Source organism: Methanocaldococcus indicus, assembly GCF_049554935.1.
Lineage (GTDB): Archaea > AGJL01 > Methanococci > Methanococcales > Methanocaldococcaceae > Methanocaldococcus > Methanocaldococcus indicus.
The window spans coordinates 1,280,464-1,307,162 of the sequence record NZ_CP186926.1; the positions used below are offsets into that span (position 1 = coordinate 1,280,464).

The window sequence follows — 26,699 nt, forward strand, 5'->3', positions numbered from 1 at the left end:
GGAGATAAGAATGAAAGTGTATATAAAAACAAAAGTTAAACCAACTGAAAATAAAAATAAAGTTATTAAAGCTGTTAAAAATATCTTTCCTAATATAAAATTAGAGGGTAAAAAAGAAGAAGAGTTAATAATTTTAGAAGGAGAAACATCAAACTTGAACAAATTTAAAGAAATGATTAGGAGGCAGGCAATTTTAGATACTGCAAGAATGATATTAGAAGAGAATTTAAGAGGTAATTCAACTACCTTCTATTTGAATAAACAAGCTGCTTATGTTAATAATATTAATTTTGATATAGATACACATGGAGGTATCTTTGTTAAAATTGTTGCTGATGAGAATGAAGATATTAAAAAGATAATTAAGGATATTGCTCCAAGAACTAAGCATGGTAAAATTATAGTTGAAGAAGATGAGGAAGAAGGTGAAATTTTTGAACAATAATGATGTTATTGGATATGTATTTGGTGAGACAAGAGTTGATGAACTATCTTTCTTAGCAAAAAAACCTCCAAAAGTAGGAGATTATGTTATTATAAATTATAATGACAACAAAATTTTAGGAATGGTTGAGAGCACAATACTGGGAAGTAGAGCTTTGGATGGAGTATCTGATGTAGAGTACTTAGAAAAAATAAAAGATTTTGTAAATGACACATACTATATAAAAGGAAAAATAAAAGTTCTTGGAGATATTGAAAATTTAAAATTACCAAGAATTCCTCCAGAGCCAGGAACCCCTATATACTTAGCTGATAAAGAAACATTAAAGAGAGTTTTTGGTAATGGTCATATAAAAATTGGCCATTTAATAACAAGGGAAGATATTGAGGTTAAATTAGATGTCAATAAATTATGTTCAAGACATTTGGCTATATTAGCTATGACTGGAATGGGAAAGTCAAATACTGTCTCAATACTATTAAAAGAACTTTCAAAATTAAGAGCTACAATTTTAGTTTTTGACATGCATGGAGAATATGTAAATATAAAGTGTAATTCTCAAAAAATTCCAATAAATATAATTCATCCAAAAATTAATGTTTATGAAATTGATGATGAAAGATTTTGTGACTTAGCTGGAATAGATAGGCAAGCAACTAAACAAAGACCTTATGTGCAAAAAGCTATCCATGAAGTTAAAAATAATAAAAAACAAAGTGATTTTGCAAATGTTGAAGAGTATTTAGATGAAATAATAAGTGTTTTAGAGAGATATTTAGATGAAAATGAAAAGGATAAGAGTAGTATTCAAACGGCTATATTCAGAATTGAGCATATGAAACACTTTAAGAAGAAAATACTTACAATAAACTATAATCCTGTTAAAGATATTAAAGAGCATCATGTTAATATCTTACCATTAGAATCTTTGGATGAGTATGAGGTGGATGTTGTTGTATCTTATCTATCTAAATCTATATTGGATAGTAGAAAAGAGTTAATTATTGAAAATAGGGAACTTGCAAAGCCAATATTTTTAATATTTGAAGAAGCTCATTTAATAGTTCCAAAGAATAGAGATACAGAAGCAAAAAGATATTTGGGAAGGATAGCAAGAGAAGGTAGAAAATTTGGAGTTGGATTATGTTTAGTTAGCCAAAGACCAAAAGGATTAGATGCTGATGTTCTTTCCCAATGCTCCAATTTAATAATCTCTAAGTTAATAGAACCATCTGACCAAAAACATGTCCAAGCAGCTTCAGAAGCTTTAAGTGATGATTTAATGAAACAATTAACAAGTTTAAATATTGGAGAAGCTATTATTTTAGGGCCATGTGTTAAAGTCCCAGCTTTGGTAAAGATTGATGAATTTGATGGAGAAAGGGGAGGAGAAGATTTAGATTTAGTTAAATTATGGAGTAGAGAAGAGGAAAAAAAGGATTTTGATGATAATATTTTTGGTGATGATGACTTTTAATCATTTCTTAGGGCTTTTATTGGTTCTACTTTTGTAGCTTTATAAGCAGGATATAGAGAGGATAATAAAGATGTTAAAACTCCAAAGATGATTCCTATAATAATATATAATATTGAGGATAATGGTAAAGAAACTTTTAATAAATAAACTGAGACAAAATAACTTATTATTAAGCTGATAATAACACCAACAACAGAGCCAATAAACCCTAAAATACCTGCTTCTAATAAAAATAATATTAAAATATCTAACTTTGATGCTCCTATACTTCTCATAATTCCTATTTCTTTTGTTCTCTCAATTACACTCATTAACATAACATTTCCTATCCCTATTCCAGCAACTAATAAAGAAATAGCTCCAATGGCAATAATAAAATAAGATATCTTAGATATTGCCTCTTTAATATTTTCAACTATATTTTTTAATGATATAATTATAGCTTTCTTTTTTCTTTTATTTAAAATACTATCTATCTCTTTTTCAACTTCTTCCATCTTATTTATATCTTTAACATATACAACAATTCTTGTATATCCTTTTGGATTATACAATCTTTTGTATGTCTTTTCTGTTAATACTATTGAATTTTGAGGAACAATAAAAGAACTGTTGAATATTCCAGATACTCTAAATTTTATATCTCTAATTTTTATAATATCATCTTTTTTAATATCCCCTATTTCTGATAAATAGTTATCAACAGCTAAAGTTGTGTCTGAAATTCTTACATTCAAATTTGTATATTTTATATCATTCTTATTTATTCCAAATACTCTAACAGATAAATATCTATTCTTCCCAACTAAATAGATATTGTCATATCTTTCATACATTGGAATTACAACTCCATTTATACCTCTAAGTTTTAGTAAATCAGATTTATCAAAATATTCATAGCCAGATACAAAATTAGGAAATATTATTATGTAGTTTGCTACATTACCCAAGTTGTTATTAACAGCTGTTTTTACACTTTCTCCTAAAATTCCTAATGTTGTTATAGCAGCTACTCCAATAACTATACCTAACAAAGCTAAAATACTTCTTAATAAATGTCTTTTTAAATTTCTCTTAGCTAATTCTATATACATAAACTCACTTTAAATATTCTTCTTTTTCAATTTCTCCATCTTTTAAATAAATTATCCTATCTCCAAATTTGGCAACATTTATGTCATGAGTCACAACAACAATAGTTTTTCCACTTTCATTTAATTTTTTTAATAATTTCATTATTTTTTCTCCTGTTTTGCTATCTAATGCCCCAGTTGGTTCATCTGCCAAGATAATTGGTGGATTGTTTGCTAATGCCCTTGCTATTGCTACTCTTTGCTGTTGCCCTCCACTTAGTTGATTTGGTCTATGGTTAGCAAATCTCTCATCTAACTCAGCCATTTTTAAACATTCTAATGCTCTCTTTTTTCTTTCTTCTTTACTCATTGAATTTCTATATTTAAATATTAAAGGAAGCTCAACATTTTCCAATGCAGTTAATACAGGAATTAAATTGAACTGTTGAAAGACAAAACCAATTTTATCCCTCCTAATTTTTGTTAATTCATCATCATCCAATTTATTTATCAGTATATTATCAATATAAACCTCTCCTTCAGTTGGTTTGTCCAAACATCCAATTATATTTAACATTGTTGATTTCCCACTACCAGAAGGACCCATAATTGAGACAAATTCCCCTTTTTTTATTTTTAGATTTACATTTTTTAGAGCATAAATAGTTTCTTCTCCCATTTTATAAGTTTTTGTTACATTTTTGAGTTCTATCATTTTATAACATCCTTCTAAATCCTTTGTAAATTAAAAATAAAACTCCTAATAGAAAGAGAATACCAAAACCAATTAATAGGTAATTATTGTTTTCTTTATTGTTTTGATTGGTAGTATTCAAATTCTGTATTTTTATTGTTCTATAAATTGTTATTAAGTTGTTGTTTTCATCTCTATAAGTTATTTTAATTGGAATTTCACTTACATTTTCATCAATTTGGCAGTGAAGTTCAAAACTTGCATAGTCATCAGGATTTAAAGTTCCTACAAAGTAGCTCTCATAAGGTCTAAGAGGTTTAATATCTTTATTTTCTTCAATTGATAAAAGAACAGATTTAGCTACTCCACTACCTATGTTGTCTATATCCCCTGTTATTTTGATATAACCATTATTCTCTACATCTAACTGACTAAATACTAAATCTGCCTTTCCAACAACATTAACTAAGAATGTTTTTTTAATATCTAACTTATCAGCATATATCTCTAAGTTTAGTGGATATATTCCAACTTTATCAAATTTAACTAAGAAATTGACTTTTTTGGTAGTCCCTTTCTTAATGTAAATATATTTTTCATTATTACCAATAGAATTATTTAGTTTTAAAATAAATAATGCATCTTTGTAGTTATTTTTAATTAAAAAAGAGATATTTTCCAATTTACCAACAGTTAAACTTGAATTTTCTAAATTAACAATAATTGCTGATTGAGGATAGATATAGAAGTTTATTGTTCCCTCCTCTGTCTCAGATTTTAGGTTTTTATATGTTAAAGTTTCAGATTTAGAGTCATAAGAGATTGTCTCAGACTTTTGAGTTAGCTCTAATAGATTGTATGGATTTGTATATGAAATTTTATATTTTAATATACCTACTCCATTAGTTTTTGCATATACATCTAAATATATACATTTTGAGAATCCAGGGGTTAGAGAGGATATGTAAAAAGAACTTTGTCCTAAGATATCTAAGTTATCTCCATAAAAATCTATTTTTATATCATTTGCTGTTCCTGTTCCTGAATTTGTTACTAATAAAGTAATTTTGTTATTTCCTACTTTCAATGTGTTTGTTAATGGCTCTATGGTTAAGTATGATTTTCCTCTTACTGGAAGAGTAAAAACTCTATTTTCTTTATATACCTTATCTTTATAGTTATATTCACAATAAACAACTACTTTATAATCATAGCTAAAAGCTGATGGCTTAATTTTTATAATAAAGTGTCCTACTCCAACATCTCCTGGAAACAACTTTCCTATCCATGCTCTATCTTTAATAAACTCAATATTTTCCTTTGTTATGTTATTAAAAGGTTTCAAATATAGAATTGTATTATTTATTTCTTTATCAGTTTCTATAACAACATACACATCATATGTTTTTCCTGGCTCTAAATATTCTGCTTTATAGTCAAAGCTCTTAAATGTTATATAAGAATAGGAAAAGCTCAACATTAAAAACATTAAAATTATTAAGATAACTTTTCTTATCATGGTTTAACCAAATATTAGTTTTATTATGTTATATAGTTGATACAAACCAAATATGATAGTTGGTATCAATGCAGTTATAAAAGCTTTTTTGATATCTAAGTTTCTTGCATATTTTATTGCAAATGTCCAAATATAAAGGTTCCATAAAGTTACACCAATTCCCACAAATAAGTTAAAATAAACTAAACTTTTAGGAATTATACTTTTTACAACTTTTTGGACAATTATTGGATTTTGTAGTTGTTCTATAGATAATGGTTGAACATGGATATGTGAGAGATAATAGTAAGCAATAGGAATTGTTATTAATGCTCCAATTATATTTGGGAGGAATCCATAACCAACAAAAGATAAAGTTTTTTTAAATTTTCCTTTTCCTTTAAATGCAATTGAAATAAGATGCATAATTCCAGCTATAATTATCCAGGAAATAAGTCCTCCAATAAATGTTGATATTAAACTAATAACTTTTATGAAAGACATAATCTGTTGATACTGAGGAGGGAAGATTTTAAACATTACTGAAGTTGATATATAGGTAGAGATTGATATTAGTATAGAAAAAACTAAAACAATCAAAAATGGCTCTTTTAGAGAAATTTCTTTTTGAGAAAGTTTTTTAAAGAATGTATCCGGATTTATTAAAACTTCAATTATATTCATTAATATCCCTCATTATATTTTTTAATTAGTTTTATTGTTTATTGTATTTAAATCTTTATGTTAGTATATAATTTGCTATTTTAGGAGTAATATAAACTTCTACAAAAGCAGCTATAACTATTAGAATTATTGAAATTAAAGATAATTTTAGGAACTCTTTTATATCCTCATTAGTTATTGGTTTTTCTTTTTTATCTAATAAATAAAGAGTTACTTCATAAGGAATTTTAAAGCCAGCTATTGCTGATATTAATATAGCTGGAATTTCGAATATACCGTGCGGTAGAGTAGTGACTAAAACAAAAAACCAGTTTTCTAATAAAGCTAATGCCTTAAATTGAATCGCTAATGCAAATCCATTAACTACAAGATTATATATAATAGGAACTAAAAATACTCCTCCCAATATGTTAGTAAATACTACCTTTAGATTATTAAACAAGATTCCAAAAAACGAACACTTTGGTAGAAAATTAGCAGTAGATAAATCTATTCCACTAAATATATTTAACGGTGTAAAAAGCCCATATATAAATCCAAGTATAAAAATAATTATTGGCAAAATTTTATATATTTCTATATTCACTTTCATTATTTTATTCCATGTGATTGATTCCAGTTTTTAAGAATATTTACTCCAAAGGCAAAAACAAAGCCTCCAGCATAACTTAATATTAATATAATAAACAAACATTCTAATTGCTGAGAAGTTAAAGGATAAATAATAAGATATTTTATTAATATTGCAGAAAGTAAAATAACTAATGGAAATGAAAATAAAAATATCTTAAAAAATTTTTCAAGGTTCTTTTTTTCAAATATGACATACTTTTTAATATTTTTACTTAATAGAATTTTTGACAAATAAAATCCAATTAGCATTCCTATTGCAACTAAAACCACTGAAACATTAAAAATATTTTTTAGTAGGGGCATACCATAATTTAAATAAAAGTTAGAAAGTAATATTGGAACAATCCAGAAAAATATACCTTCAATCATTAAAAGTAATCCAACAACATTTGGATTATTTATCCATGAGTGTGCAATATTTCTCATAAATATCACCAAAAAAAAAATTAAAAATTAAAATAAATTATATTTATATTAACTAAGACCAAAGCTCCGAAAATCTTACATACACCATTCTTCAAAAATTTCATATTGCCACCCTTTATTGGTGGTTGTGCGGTAGGCTCAGCTCCTACATCGAAGCGTCATCGCCAACTATTTTTTAATTTTTTATATTACTTTACTTATCTACTACTTCGATTTCCAAATTTTTCATTAAAATAATAATACAAAACCCCTGTATATATTATGATTTTAATCAAATAGTAAAGTATAAAACGTTTCCGATTAGAATTTTTAAATAACTAAAAAATAATAAAATGGTTTATAAATGTAAAGTTATGTTAGTATATAATTTGCTATTTTAGAAGTAACATAAACTTCTACAAAAGCAGCTATAACTATTAGAATATAAGAAATTTTAAAGCCAGCTATTGCTGATATTAATATAGCCGGAATTTCGAATATACCGTGCGGAAGGATTAAAGCTAAAATTAGTTTTAACGGTTCATTTGTTAAGAATGTAGAACCGATTAAAACTCCAACATTGAAACCGTTAAAAATTAAATTTATAAAAGTAGATAAACCGAAGGTAATAGAACCTGCTAACATTAAAAAGATAACTTTTAGGTTATTTGTCAGAATTAAAGATAAAGGTGCTGGACTGAATTTTGATGAAGATAAAAAATAATTTTTAGTTTTTATGTCATTAATACAACTATTGATTATTTTATAGATAACTGCAAAATTATGATAAATTCAGATATAGAAATAGAATATCGTGGGAATATAATAAGAAAAAGATACTATGACACAATGGTAAAAATTGAAGGATATATAAAGGATACTAATTTGGATGAATTTATAGATATAATTAATAATCTCTGTTATTCTTACCTACTGTTACCATGTGATAATTTTCAAAAAGAATGTGCATCAAGAGATGAACTTTTAAAGAAGTTTAATATAAAAGAACCTGATGATGATTTTATAAAAAGTATAATTAAAGAGACATTTGAATTTAATGACTTAGCAACAGAAAATCTTAACAAATCACATATTTACAATAATATTGAAGAAATTTTATCTATTTTAAAACATAATGATGTAATAGAGGATTATAACATTGGTATTGATGTACAAGATAAGTTAATAATTGTAGATATAAAAGTAATATCCAAAAAAGTTTTTGGAATATTTAAAAAAGATGTCAATATTGACTCAATTAAAAAGATACTATTAAAAAATCTAAAAAATATGTATCCTAATCTCAATATAGTAATTTCAATAGCTGTTGATTAATATCATAGTTCCAATAACAAATAAAATTACAAATAAAATTATATTTACTTGTTTTTCATTTAAAATATTATATAGTCTATATCCCAATTTAGATGAAAACAACATAGGAATCATAATTAATATAGTTATTGGCAAAGAGACATAACCAATATTTCCACATACATTATCTACTTTTGCAGTTAAATATGACAAAACTGAACCAAAAGAAGTTAATGGGACAGCACCAATAGATATTCTAACTGCTTTTTTATTATCATAAATTAAGCTTAATAGTGGTGTGAATATTAAACCTCCTCCAATACCAAATAATCCTGAACAAATTCCTGCTATAATTCCAACAAAAATGCTAAAATTATTTTTAATTTTTGGTTTAGGGATTATTGTATAAAAACTTAAAAATAATAAAAAAAATCCTAATAGTATTTTTAACAAATAGGATGGCAAATAATTAACTACAAAAAATCCTGTTAAATAAGAAAATATTAAGCTAATAAGTCCTAATTTAATGGATTCCACAACATAAATATCTTTTTTATGTCTATAACATCCAATTAATGAATTTAGAAATACAACTAATGAAGAAGTTCCTACTGCAAATTTTACAGCATCTTCAATCTGATAAAAAGAAAATATAAAGGTTAATATTGGAGTTATTAAAAATCCACCACCTAATCCTAATAAACTACCTAATACTCCAATAAATATTCCTGAAAAAATTAATATAAGTATAAACAGGTAAATTTCATACATAATTACTAAACCTCAACATTATAATTAATGTCTTAAACAAAATTTATATAATATTATTATTTCTTAATTTTAATTAAGTAAGTTACAATAAAATAAATAAAATATATTGTTTAGGAGGGAGGTAGAAAATATGGAAAATGAAAAGATAACAGTATCTGTTATAAAAGCTGATGTTGGAGGATTATGTGGGCATACAGAAGCTCCTGAAGAGTTATTAGAGGCTTGTGAGGCTGTTTTAGAGGAAGCTGTTGATGAGATACTCATTGACTATTATGTTACAAGATGTGGAGATGACATAGATTTAATTATGACTCATAAATTAGGATGTGACAATGAAAAAGTTCATGGATTGGCTTGGAAAGCTTTTGAAAAAGCAACAGAAATAGCTAAGGAGTTAAAATTATATGGAGCAGGACAAGATTTATTAGCTGATAGTTTCTCTGGAAATGTTAGAGGTCTTGGTCCAGGATGTGCAGAGATGGAATTTGTTGAAAGAAAAAGTGAGCCAATAGTTGTTTTCTGCTGTGATAAAACAGACCCAACAGCTTTCAACTTACCACTGTTCAAGATGTTTGCTGACCCATTCAATACAGCTGGTTTAGTTTTTGACCCCTCTATGATATCTGGATTTAGGTTTGAGGTTCATGATGTTGTTGGACATAAAAAAGTTTTCTTAGAGACACCTGAAGAGATGTATATGCTCTTAGCTTTAATAGGAGATTATGAAAGATATGCAATAAAAAGAATATTCAGAAGAAAAGATAATGAAATTGCTGCTGTTGTATCAACAGAAAAATTAAACTACATAGCAGGAGAATATGTTGGAAAAGATGACCCTGTTGCAATAGTTAGAGCACAAAGTGGATTCCCAGCAGTTGGAGAAGTTTTAGAACCGTTTGCAAATCCACACTTTGTTCCTGGTTGGATGAGAGGTAGCCATTGGGGACCATTAATGCCAGTTAGTGAAGATGATGCAAGACCAACAAGATTTGACGGACCACCAAGAATAATTGCATTAGGATTCCAATTAAGTGATGGATTATTAATTGGACCAAATGATTTATTTGCTGATAAAGGATTTGATAAAGCAAGAGAAAAAGCTTTAGAAATGGCTGATATTATAAGAAAAATGGGACCATTCCAACCACATAGATTACCTGCTACAATGATGGAATATACAACTGTCCCAAAAGTTTTAAAAGCATTAGAGGATAGATTTATCCCATTAGAAGGTTTAGAATTAGTAGAAGAAGGAGGAATAAAAAGAGAAGATAGAGGAGATGTAGAATAACTACAATGGTTTAGTTTTTCTTAAATCTTTTTCTATTTTTTCTATTTCATTTGCATATTTTAGAGCAATTTCTTCCATAATTTTGTTGGCATCTAAACCTAAATCTTCTAGACCAACAATAGGCACATGGATTTTTTTAGATTTTACATTTATTCCTAAGTGTATTTTACCACTAACTATTCCTTTACAAGCTATTGAGACAGATAATTTTTTATTTTTGTAGTATAAATCATCTCCATCTCTATATAATTTAACTCCATAATTTTCAATAATTTCTTTGGCTATAAAAATTAATAATCTCTGTCTAAAATAAATATCTCTAAGAGAAACATCAAAATGCTCAACAATAAAGTTTATAGAATCATCTGAAACTATTGGCATATCTATTTTTTCCCTTTTTAAATCTTTCAAATCTTTCATAAATTCTCTTTTTACTTCCATTTTACCTCTAAATGCCACAATACTATCCTTCTGAATATTAAATGTCTCAAAAGCCCATAATTCTTTTATTTCTTTTCCTGTATAATCTAAGTTATCTACAAAAACGACAGTTATATAGCTGAAATCAATAGCCTTCATTTTTTCACTTTAAAATAGTCTCTCCTTTATCTATCTTTTCCAATAAAAAAATCATTAATGAACTTGCAACTATATCAGCTGTTGTTCCTGGATTTAACTTGTTTCCTTCCTTAGATAAGTAGTTATCAAAAATTATAACTTTGTCAATGCTAAAATCATCAATTATCTCCTTAGCCAACTTAGAAACTTCCTCAGCAACATCATAACCTTTTTTTCTTGCTATTAAAGTATCTGGATATTTAGACAATATTTTCAAGTATGTTTTTGTTATAGCCAAATTTATCCCATCGCTCTCATAATATTTTTTTAAATATTCATATCCTTCAAATGATATTTTATAGTTAGTTACCATCTCCTTACTTATATTATCCCATTCAGAGGATATTTTAAATATATCATAAAGTGTTAAATTCTTTTCAAATATTTCAATCTTTGCATTATTTGAGAAAGCATCTGGGCCTTTTTTAGCTTTTCCAATATTTGGATTTGCTAAGAGGACAGCATCATAAAAGTTTAAGGCATCTTCAACTGTTGTATTTTTTAAAATTTTTTCTAAGTTCTTTTTTAGTTTTTTTACACTAAAAATATTCAATTTTCCAGCAGCCATAGATAGTGGGATATGTAAAATAACAATTCCTAAATTTGCATTTGTAGGACTCCATTTTTTGCTTTCTTCAACTGCCTTTTTAATATACATCCCTAAATTTTTGTTATCTTTTGCTGCTTCATAAACAACATTACCAAATCCAATTCCAGAGGCTATAAAATGATGATATTTAATATCATCAAAATCTCTATTTCTATGTACATTACCAGGTTTAAAAGAGCTAACTTCTAAACAACATGCAATTTGTGAAGCTTTCATTATATCAAATGGCTCCATACTATCTCACTAATTTAACCCAATCTATTTTATTTTTTAATAATGCTCTTGCTATGGATATACAATCAGAGTATTTTAGCATTTCCTTAGCCCTTTCTAATGAATCAATTGAATTATTTCCAATAATAAATTTATCTTTAAACTCCTCTGAAATTATTTTTAAACTTTCTATATCAGGATATGGTTTATTTGGATAAAAACAATCTATATGCAACCCATAAAACAACTCTCTAACATAGTTTAGAGTGTCTATTAAATCATTTAATGGAATATAGTTTAATCTTATCTTTAATAAAACTTTATCAAATCTATCCATCTTATTTAAAAATTTATATAAAAGATACCTATTTTTTAATAGTTCTTGCCCTAAACCTAAGGATGTTATTTCTTTCTGCCTACAATGGCAATTTAACTCTATAAAATCAGCATAAGTATCTATAACTTCCAACTTTTCATAAGCTTCCTCTATATCTAAAAATCTAACATTTACATTAACCTTGGCTTTTTTTATTAATTCAATTTCATTAATAATATATTCATTGAATTTATCTAAATCAATTATAAACTCCTTTCTACCTCTTTCAGTTATTAACTTAGCAGCTTTTAGTGTATATTTATCTAAGTTGTATCCTCCTAATGTAACAATATCAAATAAATCCTCATATCTTCTACAGAACTTACCATCTGTATAGCCAGCCATTGGTGCTATTGCTATCATAATTACTTCCTTTTTAAAATTAAGTTATCAAAAAATTTCTCCTGTATAATATCAATTTTATTCTCATTAGCTAAATACAAAGATGGTAAAAGATATTTAACTTTCTCTTCCCTATTTTTAAACTTTTCCTGAAAAATTATATATTCTTCCTTTAAAATTAATAAATATAGTTCTTCAACTATCTTGTCTATATCTTCCTCATCATCAATAAGCTCATTAACCAAATCATCTAAGTCATCAACATAAATCTCTTTATCTTTTTGGGATTTTTTCTTATATTCTCTTTTAATTTTTTTTAGTTCTTTATCCACCTTATTTATAAGTTCATCAGTTGTTATCTTCTCTTTCTTTTCTCTTTTTTTTCTTTTTTTCTCTTCCTTAGGATTTACTTCATTATAGAGTGATTCTGATTTTAATCTTAACAAAATACCTCCAACTAAAACAACATCAGCAGATAACTTTATATCAAAATTTTTAAGTTCTTTAATTTTATTGATATAGTAATCAGCTATTTCAGCAATATTAACATCCCAAGGATTTAATTTTTTTGATTTAATACCCTCCTTAATAATCCTTACCCACAATTCAATATCCATCTTTTTTCACTTTTTTAACTACTCTTACTCCAAAAATTTCAGTTTCTTTATAATTATTTTCCTTTTCAACACTCTTAACCATATCCCAAATAGTTAGAAGAGCAACATTTACACCTGTTAATGCCTCCATCTCAACTCCTGTTTTGTATGTTGTTCTTACAGTACATACAACCTTTATTTTATCTTCAAATACTTCAAAATCTATATTTACAGAAGATATTGGTAAAGGATGGCAAAGAGGTATTAACTCATAAGTTTTTTTTACAGCCAAAATTCCAGCTATTTGTGCAGTTGTTAGAACATTTCCCTTTTTTATTTTATTTTCTTTGATAAGGTTTATAGTTTTGGGCATCAGCTTTATATAACCTTCTGCTACTGCCTCTCTAAAAACATCTTCTTTTTTAGAAATATCAACCATTTGAATACCTTTATCAGTTAGATGTGTTAGTTTCATAATCAATCTCCACCTTAGAGATATTGAAATCCTTACCTCCTGTTAATTTTAATGAGATGGATTTACATTTTGGACAATAAACTAAAATATCCTCAACTACTGGCTCACCTTCATATCCACATTTTAGGCATTTGCATTTAGGTTTAATATATTTGGCTATAATTTCAGCATTCTTACAGATAGTATTCTCTGCTATAACTTCAAAAGCAAATTTTAACTGTTCTAAATTTATAAAGGTTAATTCTCCAATCTCTAAGTAAATTTTTTTTACTTTTTTTATTTTAATATTTTTATTTTCTTCTTCTCTTTTTATAGATTCTAATATAGAGTTCAACATAGCAGAGGCAAAAGACATCTCATGCATTTAGCTCACTTTCAACAATTTCTTTTGTTTTAGATTCTTTATCCTTTCCAAAGATTTTAAAGTTAAACATAACTCTTATAATGTCATCTCCATCTATAACTTTACATTTTCCCAAATAAGCTTTTTGCTTATCAAATCTAACAAAAAATTTGTTATCTTCTATTCTTAAATGCAAATCTTTTTTTAGTTTATTTATATTTTTCTCATCAGATTTTATTAAATTGAATATATGTTTAAATGTTTTTTCAGCATCTTTACCTTTTATGGTTATCTCAACCAACTTTATAGGATTTCTAAAATGACCTTCACTTTCAACAACATTAACCTCTACTTTCTCATCATTTATATCTTCTGGAATTAAAAACTCAATAGCTTCCATAACCTTATCTAAATCTTCAGTTGCATGAACAATAGAAGAAAGTTTAACATAATTTAACATTAATTATCACCTAAAAAGTTTTGAATTTTATTTTTTATTTTAATGAGAGTGTTAAGTTAAGCTTTTATTAATAATTGATAAAAAATAATAAAATATGAAGCTCACGATAGAAGTCTTAAAGGAGAGAATCGAAGAGGAGAAGATTTTTAAAAGGAATAAGAAGTCGATAGAAGTTAAAATCTTAGCTGGGATTTTGTATTATCTTGGACTATCGTTGAGGAAGGTAAGTTTGTTTCGTTCCCAATTCGAAAGTATAAGCCATGAGTCGGTTAGGACTTATTATCACAAGATTAAAGATGTTTTAAACGAACCTGAAAGAAAGGAAAGATACGCAATTGCAATCGATGAGACCAAACTAAAGATTGGAAATGAAAATATTTACGTATGGTCTGCTATTGATGTTGAATCGAAAGAGTGCTTGGGAGTTTATGTTTCTGAAACAAGAAACTGCCTCGATACTATATTATTCGTTAAGAGTATATTAAAATTTTGCTCTAATAAGCCGAAGATTTTGGTCGATGGTGGAAGATGGTATCCGTGGGCATGGCAAAGATTGGGTTTAGAATTTGAAAGAGTCAGATTCGGACTGAGAAATTGTGTAGAAAGCTTTTTCTCACTACTCAAACGAAGAACTAAAGCATTTTATAATAGGTTTCCTAATAACAGCAAATTCGATACAGTTGTTAGCTGGATTAAAAGTTTCATGATGTTCTACAATTGGTTGAAGTCGTTAACTTGACAGTGTCTATTTTAATAAAAAATACTAAATTTGATGTTTTAATTTTTGACTAATTACTATTTAATGTTTGCAAAATATATTTATAGATATTATACTTAATTTATGAGGTAATACAGTTAAAGTATTAAATCTTATTAAACTTCAAATAATTTAAAAGTGGATGTATAATGATTATAAAAAAGATAGATTTAAGGGACATATCTCCAATAGATATCTATAGAAATATAAAAGGGGAGAATACTTTTTTATTGGAAAGTGCAGAGTTGTCTAAAATTTCAAGATACACTATATTAGGAAAATGTGAAGGTAAGGTTATTTTTAAAGATGGTAAGTTAAAAGTAGAGGCATTTACAGAATTTGGTGAGAAAGCAAAAGAGTTGGAGGGTAAATACAGTTGTCCATTGGATGCTTTGAGAGAAGTTAAGAATATTTACAATTTAGATGTCTCAAAAATAAATCCATATCCAAGATTTAAAGGAGGATTGGTGGGATATCTAAGTTATGATATTGTTAGATATTGGATAGATTTGGATGAAAAAAAAGATGATTTAAAATTTCCAGATGCAGAGTTTTTGATTGTTAAGGATTTTATTAGCTTTGATTTAAGAGAGAATAAAATAAATCTTATATCAGATAGTGAGGAAGGAATAGAAAACTTAAAAAATTGGTTAAATCTTACTAAGCATGAAAATCAAGAAGATATAAACATAAAAAAGATTAAATCTAACACAACAAAAGAAGAATTTGTAAAAATGGTTGAAAAAGCTAAGGACTATATATTTGCAGGAGATATTTTTCAGGTTGTATTATCAAGAAGAATAGATATTGATTTTAGTGGAGAGCCATTCTATATTTATAAAAAACTTAGAGAGATTAATCCATCTCCATATATGTATTATTTAGATTTTGGAGATAGAAAGATTATTGGCTCTTCACCAGAGATTTTGGTTAGGACAGAGATAAAAAATAACAAAAAAATTGTTGTAACAAGACCAATAGCTGGAACAATAAGAAGAGGTAGAACTGAGGAAGAGGATAAAGAGTTAGAGAAAATTTTATTAAATGATAAAAAGAGAGAGCTGAACATATAATGTTGGTTGATTTAGCAAGGAATGATATAGGAAAAATTTCAAAGTTTGGAACTGTTGAAGTTACTGAATTTATGACAATAGAGAAGTACTCCCATGTTCAACATATAGTTAGTAATGTTGTTGGAGAGTTAAAAGATAACTATGACTCTTTCTTAGCAGTTAAAGCTACATTTCCAGCAGGGACTTTAAGTGGTGCTCCAAAAGTTAGGGCTATGGAAATTATAAATGAATTAGAAAAAGCTAAGAGAGGCCCATATGGAGGAGGAGTTGGATACTTTGGCTGGGATGATGTTATGGATATAGCAATAACTATAAGAACTTATACATTAAACAAAAATCTTCTATCTCTTCAAGTTGGAGCTGGAATTGTTGCAGATTCTATTCCAGAGAAGGAATGGGAAGAGACAGAAAGAAAAGGAATGGCTAATATAAAAGCTATTGGTGGATTATGAAATACTTAGAGTTGTATAACTTCCCTACAATAGAACTACTTTATAAAGCTTTTAAACTAAAAAAATCTAAAAATATTGATTTATGTTCAATAATTAATGCTAAGAGTGGATTATGTAAAGAGAACTGTATATTTTGTGCTCAATCAATATATCACAATACTCAAATAAATATTTATCCTCTTTTATCAAAGGAGAAGATTTTAGAAGTAGCTAAAAATTTAGATGGTAAAGTTAATAGGTTTAGTATAGTTGTTAGTGGAAAAGAAGTTAATGGTGATGAATTTAGTAAAATTATAGAAATAATAGAATTATTAAAAGAAGAAACTAACTTAAAAATTTGCTGTTCTTTGGGATTGTTAGATAAAGATAAACTAAAAGAATTAAAAAAACTAAATGTTAGAATTCATAACAATTTAGAGACAAACAGAGATTATTTTAAAAATATATGCACAACACACACATATGAAGATAAGCTAAGAACTATACTTTTAGCCAAAAAAATGGGTTTAGAGGTTTGTAGTGGTGGAATTATTGGATTAGGGGAGAGTAGAGAGGATAGGATAAAGTTGGCATTAGAATTAAAAAAACTAAAAGTTGATAGTATTCCTATAAATATATTAATTCCTATTAAAGGGACTAAGGCATATGAACTTTATAAAAGAGGAATAATTCAGCCTTTATCAATTGATGAGATATTAAAAACAATTGCAATATTTAAAATAATAAATAAAGATAGTGAGATAAGATTAGCAGGAGGTAGAAATTATTTAAAAGATTTTCAAAGTTTATCATTATTAGCTTTGGATGGTTTAATGGTTGGGAACTATTTAACAACAAAGGGAAGAAACCTTAAAAATGATTTAGAGATGATAAATAATTTTAAAAAAATAATTGAATAATGATAGAGATGAAAAAGGTAAAATTAAGAGTTAAGCCTGAGGATTTTATTGTAGAGGAGATTATTAACTTAGATAAAGTTGATGGTAACAGATGTTATCTATACAAATTAACAAAGAGAAATATTGAGAGTTTAAAAGCTTTCTCCTACTTATCTAAAAAATTTAAAATTCCTCTAAAAGATATAGGATACTGTGGGTTAAAGGATAGACATGCCTTAACTACTCAATACATATCAATTCCTAAAAAATATGGGAAATTAAAATTAAATGAGAAAAATTTAAAGTTGAAATTAGTTGGAGAGAGTAAATTTTTATTGTTGGGAGATTTAGAAGGAAATAGATTTAAAATAACAGTTAGAGATATTAAAGAGAGTGAGTTAGATAGGATAAAAGATAACTTAAAATATATTGATTATGGAGCACCTAACTACTTTGATAGTCAGAGGTTTGGTAGTGTTTTTGATAAAAAATTTATTGCTAAGGAAATAATTAATAAAAACTATGAAGAGGCTATAAAAATCCTACTTACAAAATATAAAAAATCTGAAAAAAAGAGAATAAAAGATTTAAAAAGGTTTATATCAAAAAATTGGGGTGATTGGAAGAAGATATATAAATATATTGAAGAAAACAACATAAAAGCAAAAATGTATGTGAATATAATAAAAGAATTAAAAGAGACAGGAGATTTCAAAAGAGCTTTAAATTATGTTGATGACAGATTAAAAAAGTTGTTTGTTGCTGCTTATCAAAGCTACTTATGGAATGAATGTGTAAAAGAACTTTTAAAAAACTATATTCCAGAGGAAGATAGAGTATATTATCCTTATGAAGCTGGAACTTTTCTCTTCTATAAGAAGATTGATGAAGACATCTTCAATAATTTGAAAAATAAAGTTTTTCCAACTATTGCTCCTGATGTTGAATATGATAAAGAATATCTTAATATAATAAATAAAATTCTAAAAAAAGAAAACATTAAGATGGAGAATTTAAAAAATATTGATGTCTTAGGTTGTAAATTTCCATATACTGAAAGAAAAATTTTATCTATTCCTAAGAATTTAAAATATTCTATTGAAAAAGATGAGATTTATAGAGGAAAGTATAAATTAACATTAGATTTTATTTTAGATAAAGGTAGTTATGCAACAATAATAATTAAAAGGGTATTTTTATGAAAACTATTGAAATAAACAACTGTAAAATATACTTTGTAGGAACAGCTCATGTCTCAAAGGATAGTATTGAAGAAGTAGAAAAAGTTATAAGTGAGATACTTCCAGAAGGAATAGCTGTTGAATTAGATGAAAGAAGATTTCTCACCATAATGTCTGAAAACAAAAATAAAAAGATTGATATAAAAGAAGCATTAAAATCAGGAGATTTTACAAAATTGTTAATATATATTTTCTTATCTAACTCTCAAAAAAAGATTGGTGAGATGTTTGGTGTAAAACCAGGTAGTGAGATGAAGAAAGCAATTGAATTATCTTATCTGTATAATATACCAATTTACTTAATTGATAGGGATATAAACATCACATTATCAAGATTATTAGAAAAAATGCCTCTAAAAGAAAAAATAAAATTTTTAATGGCTTTGTTTGAAGAAGATGATGATATTGAGATAAATGAAGAAAAACTAAGAGAAATACTAAATAATCCAAAAAAATATGTTGAGATGTTAAAAAAATTGTCTCCAACTATATACAATGTTTTAGTTGATGAGAGAGATAAATATATGGCAAAAAAGATTTTTGAGCTAAGTAAAATAAAAAATAGTTTAGTTGTTGTTGTAGGAGCAGGACATGTTGATGGAATAATAAACTATCTAAAGAGATTAGAAAATGGAGAAAAGATAGATATTGATGAACTAATAAAAGTGAAAGATAAGAAATTTAAATTTAGTAAGATTTTTGGATATTTATTAACCATTGCTATATTTGCATTTTTAGGCTATATTCTTTATTATTCTATTAGTAATCCAGATATTTTAAAGTTATTAACTATAAACTGGATTATTTTTACAGGAGGTTTAGCTGCTTTGGGGGTTGTATTAGCAAGAGGAAAACCATTAACAGCTTTAATAGCCTTTTTATCTGCCCCAATAACTACATTAATCCCTTTACCTTTTGCAGCAGTTGGAACAGTTGCAGGATTAGTAGAGTTAAAATTTAGAGAAATAACTGATAAAGATATTGTTAATTTATTTGAGGCAGATTTAAAAGATTTATTAAATAACAACTTATTTAGAATATTACTTGTTGCTACTTTATCAAACTTAGGAGCAACTATTGGTGTATTCTATTGCTTAGGAAAATTTACACATATTTTTATTTTATTCCCAACCTTGTTTCTAACGATTCAAACCTTTTTATAAAAGTGATGAGGAATTAAAAATAATAAATTAATTATATTAATTCATATACTTACTTATTTAAATTTATAAATTTTTTGTTTATTATTTGATGACAGATAATTATATATATACTCAACTATTATTTAATGTTTTTAGTATCCACTAAATAGTTAAGAGGGGAAAACATGAGTGTTTGGCAAGGTAAAAGTAGAAGAAAACCAACAGGAGGATTATATAGATTAGCAAGAAAAAAGAGAAAATATGAAATGGGAAGAGAGCCAATTGAAACACATATATCAGAAGATAGAAAAATAAAAAAAGTTAGAACAAGAGGTGGAAACTTAAAAGTTAAAGTTGTTAGAACAAACTATGCAAATGTTATGGACCCTGAAACAAACACCTGTAAAAAAGTTAAAATCTTAACTGTAAAAGAAAATAAAGCAAATATACACTATGTTAGAAGAAATGTTATAACAAAAGGAGCAATTATTGAGACAGAGATAGGTTTAGCAAGAGTTACATCACGCCCTGGACAAGATGGAACTGTTAATGCTGTATTAATAAAAGAATAAAATTTTTATTTTTTAGTTTCTTCTATAATCATATTTAATACTTTTTCAGGAATATCATTGTATATTATTGATGCTCCTTTCCATGAAGGAGTAGAATTAACCTCCAAAATATATGTTTTGTCTCCTTCCAACAAATCAATTCCACCATAATATAAATTAAAAGCTTTTTTAACCTTGTAGCATATCTTTCTCATCTCTATATCTAACTCACAAATCTCCACTCTCCCTCCTAATGATATATTATTTTTCCAGTTATCTCCACCTATCCTATATATTGGATAAAGTTCATCTCCAACAATAAAAACTCTTATATCTCTATAATCATCATATTTGCACTCAACAAATTTTTGAATATAAAATGTAGTATATTTCTTTTGAAACTCTTCTAAATCTTTTATCTTTTTTGTTATTGAATGTTCTTTTTTTAATCTTATAATCCCCTCTCCCCCACTACCAAATAGTGGTTTTATAACAGCATCTTCAAGATAATCAATAATCTTTAAAGCTTCTGATATATTCTCAGTTACATATGTCTCTGGGTGTGGAATATCTAACTTTTTAAACATTATTGAAGACAAAAACTTATTTGATGCTAAATTTATTGTTTCATAAGGATTAACAACAAAACAAAACTCTTCCAAAAATTTTAAAATATCAAATCTAAAAAAGCTATCATATCCAAGGTTTCTAACAAAAATAGCATCTAAATGTTTTAAAGATAGCTTATAATGATAAACATTATCTAAATCAGTAACTATATTTTTAGGATTGATAACATGATAATCAATATCTTTCTTTTTACAAACATCTATTAGGTCATTGACTACATTGTCTCTTTCTATTGTTAATATTCCCAACCTCATTATTTCCCTTTGTATATTCCATTATAAATATTTGATTTTTCACATCTTACAAAAACAATCTGGCAAATTCTTGCAAACTTATGTATTTTTATATCTCTATATACTTTTAATAGATATTCTGGATATCCTTCATATCCAGGGTCATGGACAGCTGAGTAAATAGTGGCTCCCATCCTTAACAAAGAACTTCTTGGATAAACAAATCCTGCAACATTCTGAGGAATTTTTAAGTAATCATATACTTTAACTAAGTACTCTCCTCTCTTTAATAGAATATAATCATCTTTTTCAGAGTTAAATATCTCCTTATAGTTTGGAAGTTTTCTTTTTTCATTTGTAAAATCTATTTCTCCACCATCTTCTATTTCAAAAATTTTCCAAACTCTTAAATCAACTCCACACTGCTGTACTTGTTTGTTATCCAAGTTCTTAAAAAAATTTTTTATTTCATCAATAGATACAATCATGGTATCAGCTTTTTCTCTACAACTCTACCTCTTGGCTCTACTTCCTCAAAAATTTGAGCTTGGAATCTGTATATTTTTACACCATCTAACAGCCAAGCATCTGGTGGTAAGCCAGCTTTCAAACATAGATGAGCTAAAAACTCTTCTACATCCCAGCCATACTCAACAGGAACTTGTGGAAGTAATAGACCTCTATATGGCCCATATTCAATAATTAAGCCATCTCTACCAATAACTATCTTCTCTAAATACTCTTTTGGATGATTAACTTCTATTAGTTCTGGTTTTGTTAAAATACTTACTTCAACAACAATACCATCCATCTCATCCAAAGTTACTGGTGGAAATCTTGGGTCTCTTGTAGCAGCTGAAATAGCAGCTTCTTTTAAAGCTTCAATTAATGGAAGAATTGGTTCAGGAAAGCCAATACATCCTCTTAGTTCTCTATCTGGATATGTATGTAGAGAGCAAAAACATCCTCTTTTTTCATTAAAAACTTCTGGATAATCTTCAATAACTAAATCTTCTCCTTTTAAATAACTCTCTATAACAGCTCTTGCAAATTTAACAGCAAAAGTTCCCTCTTCTAAGGTTAATAATCTCATTCTATCACCAAAATTTAAAGCTCAGTCGTCCCAGGCATCATCATAAATCAGCCTATAACCCTATCATCATCGCATAAATAAAATTTTATTGATAAAGATATTTATAAACTACTCCTAAAAATTCATCTACTTTCTTATAATCTTTTTTTCCTTTTTCACTTTCTAAGGATGATGAGACATCTATACCATAAGGTTGAACTTTTTTAATAGCATCAACAACATTATTCTTATTTAATCCACCAGCTAAGATTAATGGCTTATCTATATTCTCCCTAATTTTTTTAGAAACTTCCCAATTGTGGGTTTTACCTTCAATTTTTATATTTTCAATTTTTGTATCTACTAAAATAGCATCAACATATTTAGAATAGCTTTTAGCTATTTTGATAATCTCATTTATATCTAAATTATCATCTTTTGGAATATGCAAAGCTTTGATTATTGGGATATTAACAATCTTCTTTAAATTTTTTATAAATTCTATATCTTCATAACCATGGAGCTGTATAGCAGAAGGCTGTAATTCTTTATATACATTAACAACATCTTCAATAGAGGAGGGCATTAAAACAGCTACCAATGATGTGAAAATTGGCACATAATTTTTTAAAAAAATAGCTTTATCTAAACTTATTTTTCTTGGAGTTTTTATGGGGACATCTATAATAAAACCAATAGCATGAACTTTTTTAGAAATATATTGAACATCTTCCTTGTTTGTTAAACCACAAATTTTTATCTTTATTTGTATTCACCTTTCTGATGTTGTAGAATTCTTTTTTTTGCTTTATCTTGAGAATCCTCTGAGAGAGTTTCATTAATTATAGATAAAAGATACTCTACTAAATCTTTTAATGTAGCAATTAGTTCAGGTGTAACATCAATTATATCATCTTTTGTAATCACACCTTCTATCTCCCCATTTTCATTAATAACAAAAATCTCTTTAGCTTTTTTATCTTTCATTAGCTTTATAACATCTTCTATAGATGTCTCTGGAGGTACTGTAACTATATTGTTTGATGCTATTTCAGAGGCTTTTACAGCTTCTGGAGGTAGTTTCTTTACTAAAACTTTGTTTAAAATATCATCAGTACGAGCTACTTTAATATTTTTATCTTTTGTTGATACTACAATAACACTACATCTTTTTTCATCAACTAACAACTTAGCTAAGTCATAAACAGTAATATCCCCACTAACAACAATAGGCTCTTTCATTATAACAAATGCTGGGACTGTTCCTACCATTAAAATCTTCCTCATTACAAATGATTTTAAATAGGTAATATAACATTTTTAATAACTTAAAGTAATATAAATGATATTAAACTTAATAGTTAGATAATCTATATAAAAATTAGGGTATGTGTAATGAAAGTGGATTTACATGTGCATTCTTGGGTTAGTAAATGTTCATTGAATCCAATATTTATATTAAGGAAGAAATGTAAAAAGTTAGGAATAACTCCAGCTATATGTGACCATAATAAGCTCACTAAGTTAGATTTTGCAATTCCAGGAGAAGAGATAGCTACGAACAAAGGAGAGTTTATAGGCTTATTTATTGAAGAAGAGATTCCAAAAGGTTTGGATTTATTTGAGGCAATGGATAGAGTTAAAGAGCAATCTGGCTTAATTATCTTGCCTCATCCATTTGACTATAAAAGAAAGAGGAGTTTAGCAAAGTTTAATGTTGTTGAAGATAAAGAATTTTTAAAAAGAGTTGATATTGTTGAAGTGTTCAATAGTAGATGTAGAGATTTAACACCCAATATAATGGCATTGGAATATGCAAAGAAACATAAATTTGCAGTTTCTTTTGGTAGTGATGCTCATTTTCCATGGGAGTTAGGGAATGTATATATAAAATTGGATATAAATGAAATTGAACCTAAAACACTACTTAAGGGTTTAAAAGAGGTTAGTAAATATTTATTTAACTATCAAGACATATACACAAATCCATGGAAATCAAAATATTTCTTTGGAAAACTTGGAAATTGCAAAAATATAGAATTATATAGTAAGATATTAAAAAATATCAGAAATTTAAGGTTTTCTTTTTAATCTATGCCCACAATATGGACAAACCAACCAATCTGGTTGTATTGGCCTCTTACAATTTGGACATCTTAGTTCTTCTTCAACCTCTTCTTTTAATTTTACTCCACAGTGAGTACAGTATAACCAAGTGTCAAAGATGTATTTATTACAATTCTTACATCTTCTTACTTCTTCTTCAAATACCATTTTGTCTATTTCTGCTCCACAATTAGCGCAGTATTCCCAACCTAAATCAACAGGATTCTTACAGTTGTTACAAATAGGAACATAAGTTGTGAATTTAGCTCCAAGAGCTTTTTTTAGCTTTTCCAAAGTAATCATTGCTTCTCTTCTAATAACTTCATCAGGGTCATATTCAATAATATGATTTAATAGAGTAATAATTTCATTCAAAGTATTTTTATCATAAGCATCCATATAAAGTATTGCTTCAGGTCTATTTTCACAAATTTCTTGTAATTTTCTTAAGGTTATTAATCTTGTTCCTGGAACAGAACTTCTTAATCCTGCAATAATACTCATTTTTTCTTCTTCAGATAGTGGGATTATATAAACCATATTTATCTCACCTGATATTGTATTTTATCATTGACCCATAAACTTCCTAATTTCTCAGCTCTATCAAACAAGTATAATGTTGCAGTAGCTATCTCATCCTTGGACATATCTAATAGCCCCACAAGTTTTGCATCTCTCCTATCTATCTTAAACTTATAATATACAATAGGATTTCCTGAATTGTTATAATAACAAATTATCTGAACTTCATCTGCATTTGTATTTTTAAAAACATAATATGTAATCATCAATATTTTATACTTTGTGTCTATATCCAAATTTCCAGGTATTATCTTTGGATTTAATTTATTTATCATTTGATAGACAATTATAACATTTTTCCCATCTATTGTCGTATTTTGGATTTTAACTACATTGTATTCCTTGTATAAAATGTCAGGGTATCCTGGATTTAAACAGCCTAAGAAAATTGTAGTCACTAAAACCAATACAATAAGATATTTACTGTTCATAAATAATTACCCCACACATAATGTATTAGTAAATCCTACCTACTCTTAATATTTTAGTGCTAAATACTATAAAATCCTTATTTTTTATCTCTTAAACGTATATTTGTTGAACTTGTATAGGCAAAAATTTTTATATGCAATATAATTAATTAACATTAACATATAAATATCAGATATTAGATATGAACAACCGTACATATCACTTAGGTGATATCTATGAAAAAAACAACAATATTAATATTTTTTGTTATAGGTTCAATATTATTAGCTGGATGTGTAAATGTAGGAAATCAGCAGGAAAATAAAAAAATAGTTTTAAAGATATTCCATGCAGGAAGTTTGTCTGTTCCATTTGAAGAATATTCTAAAATGTTTGAAAAAGAACATCCTAATATTGTTGTAGAGAGAGAACCAGCTGGAAGTGTTACATGTGTAAGGAAGATTATAGATTTACATGAAAATGCTGATGTTTTAGCAGTAGCTGATTATTCCTTAATCCCCAAAATGATGATGCCTAAATATGCAGATTGGTATATTATGTTTGCAAGAAATGAGATTGTTTTAGCATACACAAATAAAAGTAAGTATCATAGTGAGATAAATGAAAAAAATTGGTATAAAATTTTAGAGAGAAAAGATGTAAAAATAGGATTTTCAAATCCAAATGATGACCCTTGTGGTTATAGAGCCCAAATGGTTTTAAAATTAGCTGATTTATACTATAATCAACCTATATATGAGACATTGGTACTAAATAATTCTAATATTCATGTAGAGAATAAAAATAATAGCTATATTATAGTTGTCCCAAAAGATTTGAAAGTAAATACTAATAAAATAATAATGAGAAGTAAAGAAACAGATTTATTAGCTCCATTAGAAGCTGGTGCTTGTGATTACCTATTTATTTATAAGAGTGTAGCTGAGCAACATCATTTAAATTATGTAACACTACCAAAAGAGATAAACTTAGGATATTATCAATACTCTAATATATATAGCAAAGTTAAAGTATATTTAGAAAGTACTAACAAAAGTATAGAAGGTAAGCCAATAGTTTATGGAATAACTGTTCCTAAAAATGCTCAACATAAAAAAGAAGGTATTGAATTTGTTAAATTTATCTTAGAGCATCCAGAAATATTAGAAAAGAATGGACAACCTCCAATGAATGTAGCTGTTGGAAATGTCCCAGAAGAGCTAAGAAATTTAGTAAAAATTGAAAATGGATAG

General features: G+C 26.9%; 33 protein-coding genes and 1 pseudogene. 12 read left to right on the forward strand and 22 right to left on the reverse strand.

The window, feature by feature from the left end:
• The first annotated feature begins 10 nt into the window (after positions 1 to 10).
• Positions 11 to 445 (forward strand): RNA-binding domain-containing protein, encoded by a 435-nt coding sequence (locus ACPB8Q_RS07195; RefSeq protein WP_423792499.1) that lies wholly within the window; start codon positions 11 to 13, stop codon positions 443 to 445.
• Positions 414 to 1,922: a helicase HerA-like domain-containing protein gene (locus ACPB8Q_RS07200; RefSeq protein ID WP_423792500.1), complete on the forward strand. Its 1,509-nt coding sequence runs from the start codon at positions 414 to 416 to the stop codon at positions 1,920 to 1,922. Before ACPB8Q_RS07195 ends, ACPB8Q_RS07200 begins: the two co-directional genes overlap by 32 nt.
• Here the strand turns inward: ACPB8Q_RS07200 and ACPB8Q_RS07205 are convergent.
• The 7 genes from ACPB8Q_RS07205 to ACPB8Q_RS07235 form a co-directional block, all read right to left on the reverse strand.
• Positions 1,919 to 3,016 (reverse strand): ABC transporter permease, encoded by a 1,098-nt coding sequence (locus tag ACPB8Q_RS07205; RefSeq protein WP_423792501.1) that lies wholly within the window; start codon positions 3,014 to 3,016, stop codon positions 1,919 to 1,921. The genes ACPB8Q_RS07200 and ACPB8Q_RS07205 overlap by 4 nt on opposite strands.
• Before the next feature lie 4 nt (positions 3,017 to 3,020).
• Entirely contained in the window at positions 3,021 to 3,710 is a 690-nt protein-coding gene (locus ACPB8Q_RS07210) for an ABC transporter ATP-binding protein (protein ID WP_423792502.1), read from the reverse strand.
• Position 3,711: 1 nt separating this feature from the next.
• Positions 3,712 to 5,208 (reverse strand): COG1361 S-layer family protein, encoded by a 1,497-nt coding sequence (locus ACPB8Q_RS07215; protein WP_423792503.1) that lies wholly within the window; start codon positions 5,206 to 5,208, stop codon positions 3,712 to 3,714.
• Between the two features lie 3 nt (positions 5,209 to 5,211).
• Positions 5,212 to 5,871 carry a YIP1 family protein gene (locus ACPB8Q_RS07220; RefSeq protein WP_423792504.1) on the reverse strand — a complete coding sequence of 220 codons (660 nt, stop codon included), beginning with the start codon at positions 5,869 to 5,871 and terminating at the stop codon, positions 5,212 to 5,214.
• Between the two features lie 55 nt (positions 5,872 to 5,926).
• On the reverse strand, positions 5,927 to 6,463 hold the full coding sequence (locus tag ACPB8Q_RS07225; protein ID WP_423792505.1) for a stage II sporulation protein M: 537 nt from the start codon (positions 6,461 to 6,463) through the stop codon (positions 5,927 to 5,929).
• Positions 6,463 to 6,930, reverse strand: a complete 468-nt coding sequence (locus ACPB8Q_RS07230) for a hypothetical protein (RefSeq protein WP_423792506.1) — start codon at positions 6,928 to 6,930, stop codon at positions 6,463 to 6,465. Before ACPB8Q_RS07230 ends, ACPB8Q_RS07225 begins: the two co-directional genes overlap by 1 nt.
• Before the next feature lie 351 nt (positions 6,931 to 7,281).
• Positions 7,282 to 7,647: a stage II sporulation protein M gene (locus tag ACPB8Q_RS07235; RefSeq protein ID WP_423793431.1), complete on the reverse strand. Its 366-nt coding sequence runs from the start codon at positions 7,645 to 7,647 to the stop codon at positions 7,282 to 7,284.
• A 45-nt stretch (positions 7,648 to 7,692) separates the two neighbouring features.
• Between ACPB8Q_RS07235 and ACPB8Q_RS07240 the strand changes: the two genes are divergently transcribed.
• On the forward strand, positions 7,693 to 8,244 hold the full coding sequence (locus ACPB8Q_RS07240) for a DUF2226 domain-containing protein (RefSeq protein ID WP_423792507.1): 552 nt from the start codon (positions 7,693 to 7,695) through the stop codon (positions 8,242 to 8,244).
• Here ACPB8Q_RS07240 and ACPB8Q_RS07245 read toward each other — a convergent pair.
• Positions 8,227 to 8,994, reverse strand: a complete 768-nt coding sequence (locus tag ACPB8Q_RS07245; RefSeq protein ID WP_423792508.1) for a TSUP family transporter — start codon at positions 8,992 to 8,994, stop codon at positions 8,227 to 8,229. The two genes, ACPB8Q_RS07240 and ACPB8Q_RS07245, sit on opposite strands and share 18 nt — an antisense overlap.
• A gap of 130 nt (positions 8,995 to 9,124) precedes the next feature.
• Between ACPB8Q_RS07245 and fbp the strand changes: the two genes are divergently transcribed.
• Complete coding sequence (fbp, locus tag ACPB8Q_RS07250) at positions 9,125 to 10,285, forward strand: fructose-1,6-bisphosphatase (RefSeq protein WP_423792509.1); 1,161 nt, start codon at positions 9,125 to 9,127, stop codon at positions 10,283 to 10,285.
• Here fbp and ACPB8Q_RS07255 read toward each other — a convergent pair whose 3' ends face one another.
• From ACPB8Q_RS07255 to ACPB8Q_RS07285, 7 genes are read right to left on the reverse strand one after another with little or no spacing between them, the layout of a single operon-like run.
• Positions 10,286 to 10,864 (reverse strand): DUF366 family protein, encoded by a 579-nt coding sequence (locus ACPB8Q_RS07255; protein ID WP_423792510.1) that lies wholly within the window; start codon positions 10,862 to 10,864, stop codon positions 10,286 to 10,288.
• Between the two features lie 4 nt (positions 10,865 to 10,868).
• Entirely contained in the window at positions 10,869 to 11,747 is an 879-nt protein-coding gene (locus ACPB8Q_RS07260) for a triphosphoribosyl-dephospho-CoA synthase (RefSeq protein ID WP_423792511.1), read from the reverse strand.
• A 1-nt stretch (position 11,748) separates the two neighbouring features.
• Positions 11,749 to 12,465, reverse strand: coding sequence for an MJ0144 family RNA dihydrouridine synthase-like protein (locus ACPB8Q_RS07265; RefSeq protein WP_423792512.1), 717 nt, complete (start codon positions 12,463 to 12,465; stop codon positions 11,749 to 11,751).
• A gap of 2 nt (positions 12,466 to 12,467) precedes the next feature.
• Positions 12,468 to 13,061, reverse strand: coding sequence for a segregation/condensation protein A (locus ACPB8Q_RS07270; protein WP_423792513.1), 594 nt, complete (start codon positions 13,059 to 13,061; stop codon positions 12,468 to 12,470).
• Entirely contained in the window at positions 13,051 to 13,515 is a 465-nt protein-coding gene (gene moaC, locus ACPB8Q_RS07275) for a cyclic pyranopterin monophosphate synthase MoaC (protein WP_423792514.1), read from the reverse strand. The genes ACPB8Q_RS07270 and moaC overlap by 11 nt, the downstream gene beginning before the upstream one ends.
• Positions 13,493 to 13,879 carry a hydrogenase maturation nickel metallochaperone HypA gene (hypA, locus tag ACPB8Q_RS07280; RefSeq protein ID WP_423792515.1) on the reverse strand — a complete coding sequence of 129 codons (387 nt, stop codon included), beginning with the start codon at positions 13,877 to 13,879 and terminating at the stop codon, positions 13,493 to 13,495. The genes moaC and hypA overlap by 23 nt, the downstream gene beginning before the upstream one ends.
• Positions 13,872 to 14,318, reverse strand: a complete 447-nt coding sequence (locus ACPB8Q_RS07285; RefSeq protein WP_423792516.1) for an RNA-binding domain-containing protein — start codon at positions 14,316 to 14,318, stop codon at positions 13,872 to 13,874. The genes hypA and ACPB8Q_RS07285 overlap by 8 nt, the downstream gene beginning before the upstream one ends.
• A 94-nt stretch (positions 14,319 to 14,412) precedes the next feature.
• Here ACPB8Q_RS07285 and ACPB8Q_RS07290 point away from each other — a divergent pair, with 94 nt between their 5' ends.
• The 6 genes and pseudogenes from ACPB8Q_RS07290 (at position 14,413) to ACPB8Q_RS07315 (ending at position 20,433) form a co-directional block, all read left to right on the forward strand.
• The gene (locus ACPB8Q_RS07290) at positions 14,413 to 15,057 is read left to right on the forward strand and encodes an IS6 family transposase (RefSeq protein WP_423792517.1); all 645 of its coding nucleotides are present in this window, start codon (positions 14,413 to 14,415) and stop codon (positions 15,055 to 15,057) included.
• 167 nt (positions 15,058 to 15,224) lie between these two features.
• Positions 15,225 to 16,600: pseudogene (trpE, locus tag ACPB8Q_RS07295) on the forward strand (anthranilate synthase component I).
• Positions 16,597 to 17,499 (forward strand): biotin synthase BioB, encoded by a 903-nt coding sequence (bioB, locus tag ACPB8Q_RS07300; protein ID WP_423792518.1) that lies wholly within the window; start codon positions 16,597 to 16,599, stop codon positions 17,497 to 17,499. Before trpE ends, bioB begins: the two are co-directional and overlap by 4 nt.
• An 8-nt stretch (positions 17,500 to 17,507) precedes the next feature.
• A complete protein-coding gene (gene truD, locus ACPB8Q_RS07305; RefSeq protein WP_423792519.1) occupies positions 17,508 to 18,680 on the forward strand; it encodes a tRNA pseudouridine(13) synthase TruD in 1,173 nt (390 codons plus the stop codon).
• Complete coding sequence (locus ACPB8Q_RS07310; RefSeq protein ID WP_423792520.1) at positions 18,677 to 19,882, forward strand: TraB family protein; 1,206 nt, start codon at positions 18,677 to 18,679, stop codon at positions 19,880 to 19,882. Before truD ends, ACPB8Q_RS07310 begins: the two co-directional genes overlap by 4 nt.
• A gap of 164 nt (positions 19,883 to 20,046) precedes the next feature.
• Positions 20,047 to 20,433 (forward strand): 30S ribosomal protein S8e, encoded by a 387-nt coding sequence (locus ACPB8Q_RS07315; RefSeq protein WP_423792521.1) that lies wholly within the window; start codon positions 20,047 to 20,049, stop codon positions 20,431 to 20,433.
• A 5-nt stretch (positions 20,434 to 20,438) separates the two neighbouring features.
• Here the strand turns inward: ACPB8Q_RS07315 and ACPB8Q_RS07320 are convergent, their stop codons facing one another.
• The 5 genes from ACPB8Q_RS07320 to ACPB8Q_RS07340 all read right to left on the reverse strand — a co-directional run bounded on the left by ACPB8Q_RS07320 (position 20,439) and on the right by ACPB8Q_RS07340 (position 23,634).
• Positions 20,439 to 21,296: a RimK family alpha-L-glutamate ligase gene (locus tag ACPB8Q_RS07320; protein ID WP_423792522.1), complete on the reverse strand. Its 858-nt coding sequence runs from the start codon at positions 21,294 to 21,296 to the stop codon at positions 20,439 to 20,441.
• Positions 21,296 to 21,763, reverse strand: a complete 468-nt coding sequence (locus ACPB8Q_RS07325) for a deoxyuridine 5'-triphosphate nucleotidohydrolase (RefSeq protein ID WP_423792523.1) — start codon at positions 21,761 to 21,763, stop codon at positions 21,296 to 21,298. Before ACPB8Q_RS07325 ends, ACPB8Q_RS07320 begins: the two co-directional genes overlap by 1 nt.
• Positions 21,760 to 22,368 (reverse strand): TIGR00296 family protein, encoded by a 609-nt coding sequence (locus ACPB8Q_RS07330; RefSeq protein WP_423792524.1) that lies wholly within the window; start codon positions 22,366 to 22,368, stop codon positions 21,760 to 21,762. The genes ACPB8Q_RS07325 and ACPB8Q_RS07330 overlap by 4 nt, the downstream gene beginning before the upstream one ends.
• An 85-nt stretch (positions 22,369 to 22,453) precedes the next feature.
• Positions 22,454 to 23,119, reverse strand: coding sequence for a phosphoribosylanthranilate isomerase (locus tag ACPB8Q_RS07335; protein ID WP_423793432.1), 666 nt, complete (start codon positions 23,117 to 23,119; stop codon positions 22,454 to 22,456).
• Positions 23,110 to 23,634: a cyclic nucleotide-binding/CBS domain-containing protein gene (locus tag ACPB8Q_RS07340; RefSeq protein ID WP_423792525.1), complete on the reverse strand. Its 525-nt coding sequence runs from the start codon at positions 23,632 to 23,634 to the stop codon at positions 23,110 to 23,112. Before ACPB8Q_RS07340 ends, ACPB8Q_RS07335 begins: the two co-directional genes overlap by 10 nt.
• A 108-nt stretch (positions 23,635 to 23,742) precedes the next feature.
• Between ACPB8Q_RS07340 and ACPB8Q_RS07345 the strand changes: the two genes are divergently transcribed.
• Positions 23,743 to 24,438 (forward strand): PHP domain-containing protein, encoded by a 696-nt coding sequence (locus ACPB8Q_RS07345; protein ID WP_423792526.1) that lies wholly within the window; start codon positions 23,743 to 23,745, stop codon positions 24,436 to 24,438.
• On the opposite strand, the gene ACPB8Q_RS07350 is transcribed toward ACPB8Q_RS07345, so the two are convergent.
• Together ACPB8Q_RS07350 and ACPB8Q_RS07355 are read right to left on the reverse strand one after the other, a co-directional pair.
• Complete coding sequence (locus ACPB8Q_RS07350) at positions 24,421 to 24,993, reverse strand: zinc ribbon domain-containing protein (protein WP_423792527.1); 573 nt, start codon at positions 24,991 to 24,993, stop codon at positions 24,421 to 24,423. The two genes, ACPB8Q_RS07345 and ACPB8Q_RS07350, sit on opposite strands and share 18 nt — an antisense overlap.
• Positions 24,994 to 24,995: 2 nt before the next feature.
• Complete coding sequence (locus tag ACPB8Q_RS07355) at positions 24,996 to 25,466, reverse strand: hypothetical protein (RefSeq protein WP_423792528.1); 471 nt, start codon at positions 25,464 to 25,466, stop codon at positions 24,996 to 24,998.
• A 216-nt stretch (positions 25,467 to 25,682) separates the two neighbouring features.
• Here ACPB8Q_RS07355 and wtpA point away from each other — a divergent pair, with 216 nt between their 5' ends.
• Positions 25,683 to 26,699: a molybdate/tungstate ABC transporter substrate-binding protein WtpA gene (gene wtpA / locus ACPB8Q_RS07360; RefSeq protein ID WP_423792529.1), complete on the forward strand. Its 1,017-nt coding sequence runs from the start codon at positions 25,683 to 25,685 to the stop codon at positions 26,697 to 26,699.

Bases quoted from the DNA above. Each gene is read 5' to 3' on its own strand.
- ACPB8Q_RS07240 (WP_423792507.1), top strand. From the start codon at position 7,693: ATGATAAATTCAGATATAGAAATAGAATATCGTGGGAATATAATAAGA.
- ACPB8Q_RS07260 (WP_423792511.1), bottom strand. From the start codon at position 11,747: ATGGAGCCATTTGATATAATGAAAGCTTCACAAATTGCATGTTGTTTA.
- ACPB8Q_RS07350 (WP_423792527.1), bottom strand. From the start codon at position 24,993: ATGGTTTATATAATCCCACTATCTGAAGAAGAAAAAATGAGTATTATT.
- ACPB8Q_RS07200 (WP_423792500.1), top strand. From the start codon at position 414: ATGAGGAAGAAGGTGAAATTTTTGAACAATAATGATGTTATTGGATAT.
- ACPB8Q_RS07310 (WP_423792520.1), top strand. From the start codon at position 18,677: ATGAAAACTATTGAAATAAACAACTGTAAAATATACTTTGTAGGAACA.
- hypA (WP_423792515.1), bottom strand. From the start codon at position 13,879: ATGCATGAGATGTCTTTTGCCTCTGCTATGTTGAACTCTATATTAGAA.
- bioB (WP_423792518.1), top strand. From the start codon at position 16,597: ATGAAATACTTAGAGTTGTATAACTTCCCTACAATAGAACTACTTTAT.
- ACPB8Q_RS07345 (WP_423792526.1), top strand. From the start codon at position 23,743: ATGAAAGTGGATTTACATGTGCATTCTTGGGTTAGTAAATGTTCATTG.
- ACPB8Q_RS07325 (WP_423792523.1), bottom strand. From the start codon at position 21,763: ATGATTGTATCTATTGATGAAATAAAAAATTTTTTTAAGAACTTGGAT.
- truD (WP_423792519.1), top strand. From the start codon at position 17,508: ATGAAAAAGGTAAAATTAAGAGTTAAGCCTGAGGATTTTATTGTAGAG.
- ACPB8Q_RS07195 (WP_423792499.1), top strand. From the start codon at position 11: ATGAAAGTGTATATAAAAACAAAAGTTAAACCAACTGAAAATAAAAAT.
- wtpA (WP_423792529.1), top strand. From the start codon at position 25,683: ATGAAAAAAACAACAATATTAATATTTTTTGTTATAGGTTCAATATTA.
- ACPB8Q_RS07205 (WP_423792501.1), bottom strand. From the start codon at position 3,016: ATGTATATAGAATTAGCTAAGAGAAATTTAAAAAGACATTTATTAAGA.
- ACPB8Q_RS07245 (WP_423792508.1), bottom strand. From the start codon at position 8,994: ATGTATGAAATTTACCTGTTTATACTTATATTAATTTTTTCAGGAATA.
- ACPB8Q_RS07270 (WP_423792513.1), bottom strand. From the start codon at position 13,061: ATGGATATTGAATTGTGGGTAAGGATTATTAAGGAGGGTATTAAATCA.
- ACPB8Q_RS07330 (WP_423792524.1), bottom strand. From the start codon at position 22,368: ATGAGATTATTAACCTTAGAAGAGGGAACTTTTGCTGTTAAATTTGCA.
- ACPB8Q_RS07340 (WP_423792525.1), bottom strand. From the start codon at position 23,634: ATGAGGAAGATTTTAATGGTAGGAACAGTCCCAGCATTTGTTATAATG.
- fbp (WP_423792509.1), top strand. From the start codon at position 9,125: ATGGAAAATGAAAAGATAACAGTATCTGTTATAAAAGCTGATGTTGGA.
- ACPB8Q_RS07215 (WP_423792503.1), bottom strand. From the start codon at position 5,208: ATGATAAGAAAAGTTATCTTAATAATTTTAATGTTTTTAATGTTGAGC.
- moaC (WP_423792514.1), bottom strand. From the start codon at position 13,515: ATGAAACTAACACATCTAACTGATAAAGGTATTCAAATGGTTGATATT.
- ACPB8Q_RS07320 (WP_423792522.1), bottom strand. From the start codon at position 21,296: ATGAGGTTGGGAATATTAACAATAGAAAGAGACAATGTAGTCAATGAC.
- ACPB8Q_RS07290 (WP_423792517.1), top strand. From the start codon at position 14,413: ATGAAGCTCACGATAGAAGTCTTAAAGGAGAGAATCGAAGAGGAGAAG.
- ACPB8Q_RS07255 (WP_423792510.1), bottom strand. From the start codon at position 10,864: ATGAAGGCTATTGATTTCAGCTATATAACTGTCGTTTTTGTAGATAAC.
- ACPB8Q_RS07210 (WP_423792502.1), bottom strand. From the start codon at position 3,710: ATGATAGAACTCAAAAATGTAACAAAAACTTATAAAATGGGAGAAGAA.
- ACPB8Q_RS07230 (WP_423792506.1), bottom strand. From the start codon at position 6,930: ATGAGAAATATTGCACACTCATGGATAAATAATCCAAATGTTGTTGGA.
- ACPB8Q_RS07265 (WP_423792512.1), bottom strand. From the start codon at position 12,465: ATGATAGCAATAGCACCAATGGCTGGCTATACAGATGGTAAGTTCTGT.
- ACPB8Q_RS07220 (WP_423792504.1), bottom strand. From the start codon at position 5,871: ATGAATATAATTGAAGTTTTAATAAATCCGGATACATTCTTTAAAAAA.
- ACPB8Q_RS07285 (WP_423792516.1), bottom strand. From the start codon at position 14,318: ATGTTAAATTATGTTAAACTTTCTTCTATTGTTCATGCAACTGAAGAT.
- ACPB8Q_RS07315 (WP_423792521.1), top strand. From the start codon at position 20,047: ATGAGTGTTTGGCAAGGTAAAAGTAGAAGAAAACCAACAGGAGGATTA.
- ACPB8Q_RS07355 (WP_423792528.1), bottom strand. From the start codon at position 25,466: ATGAACAGTAAATATCTTATTGTATTGGTTTTAGTGACTACAATTTTC.
- ACPB8Q_RS07225 (WP_423792505.1), bottom strand. From the start codon at position 6,463: ATGAAAGTGAATATAGAAATATATAAAATTTTGCCAATAATTATTTTT.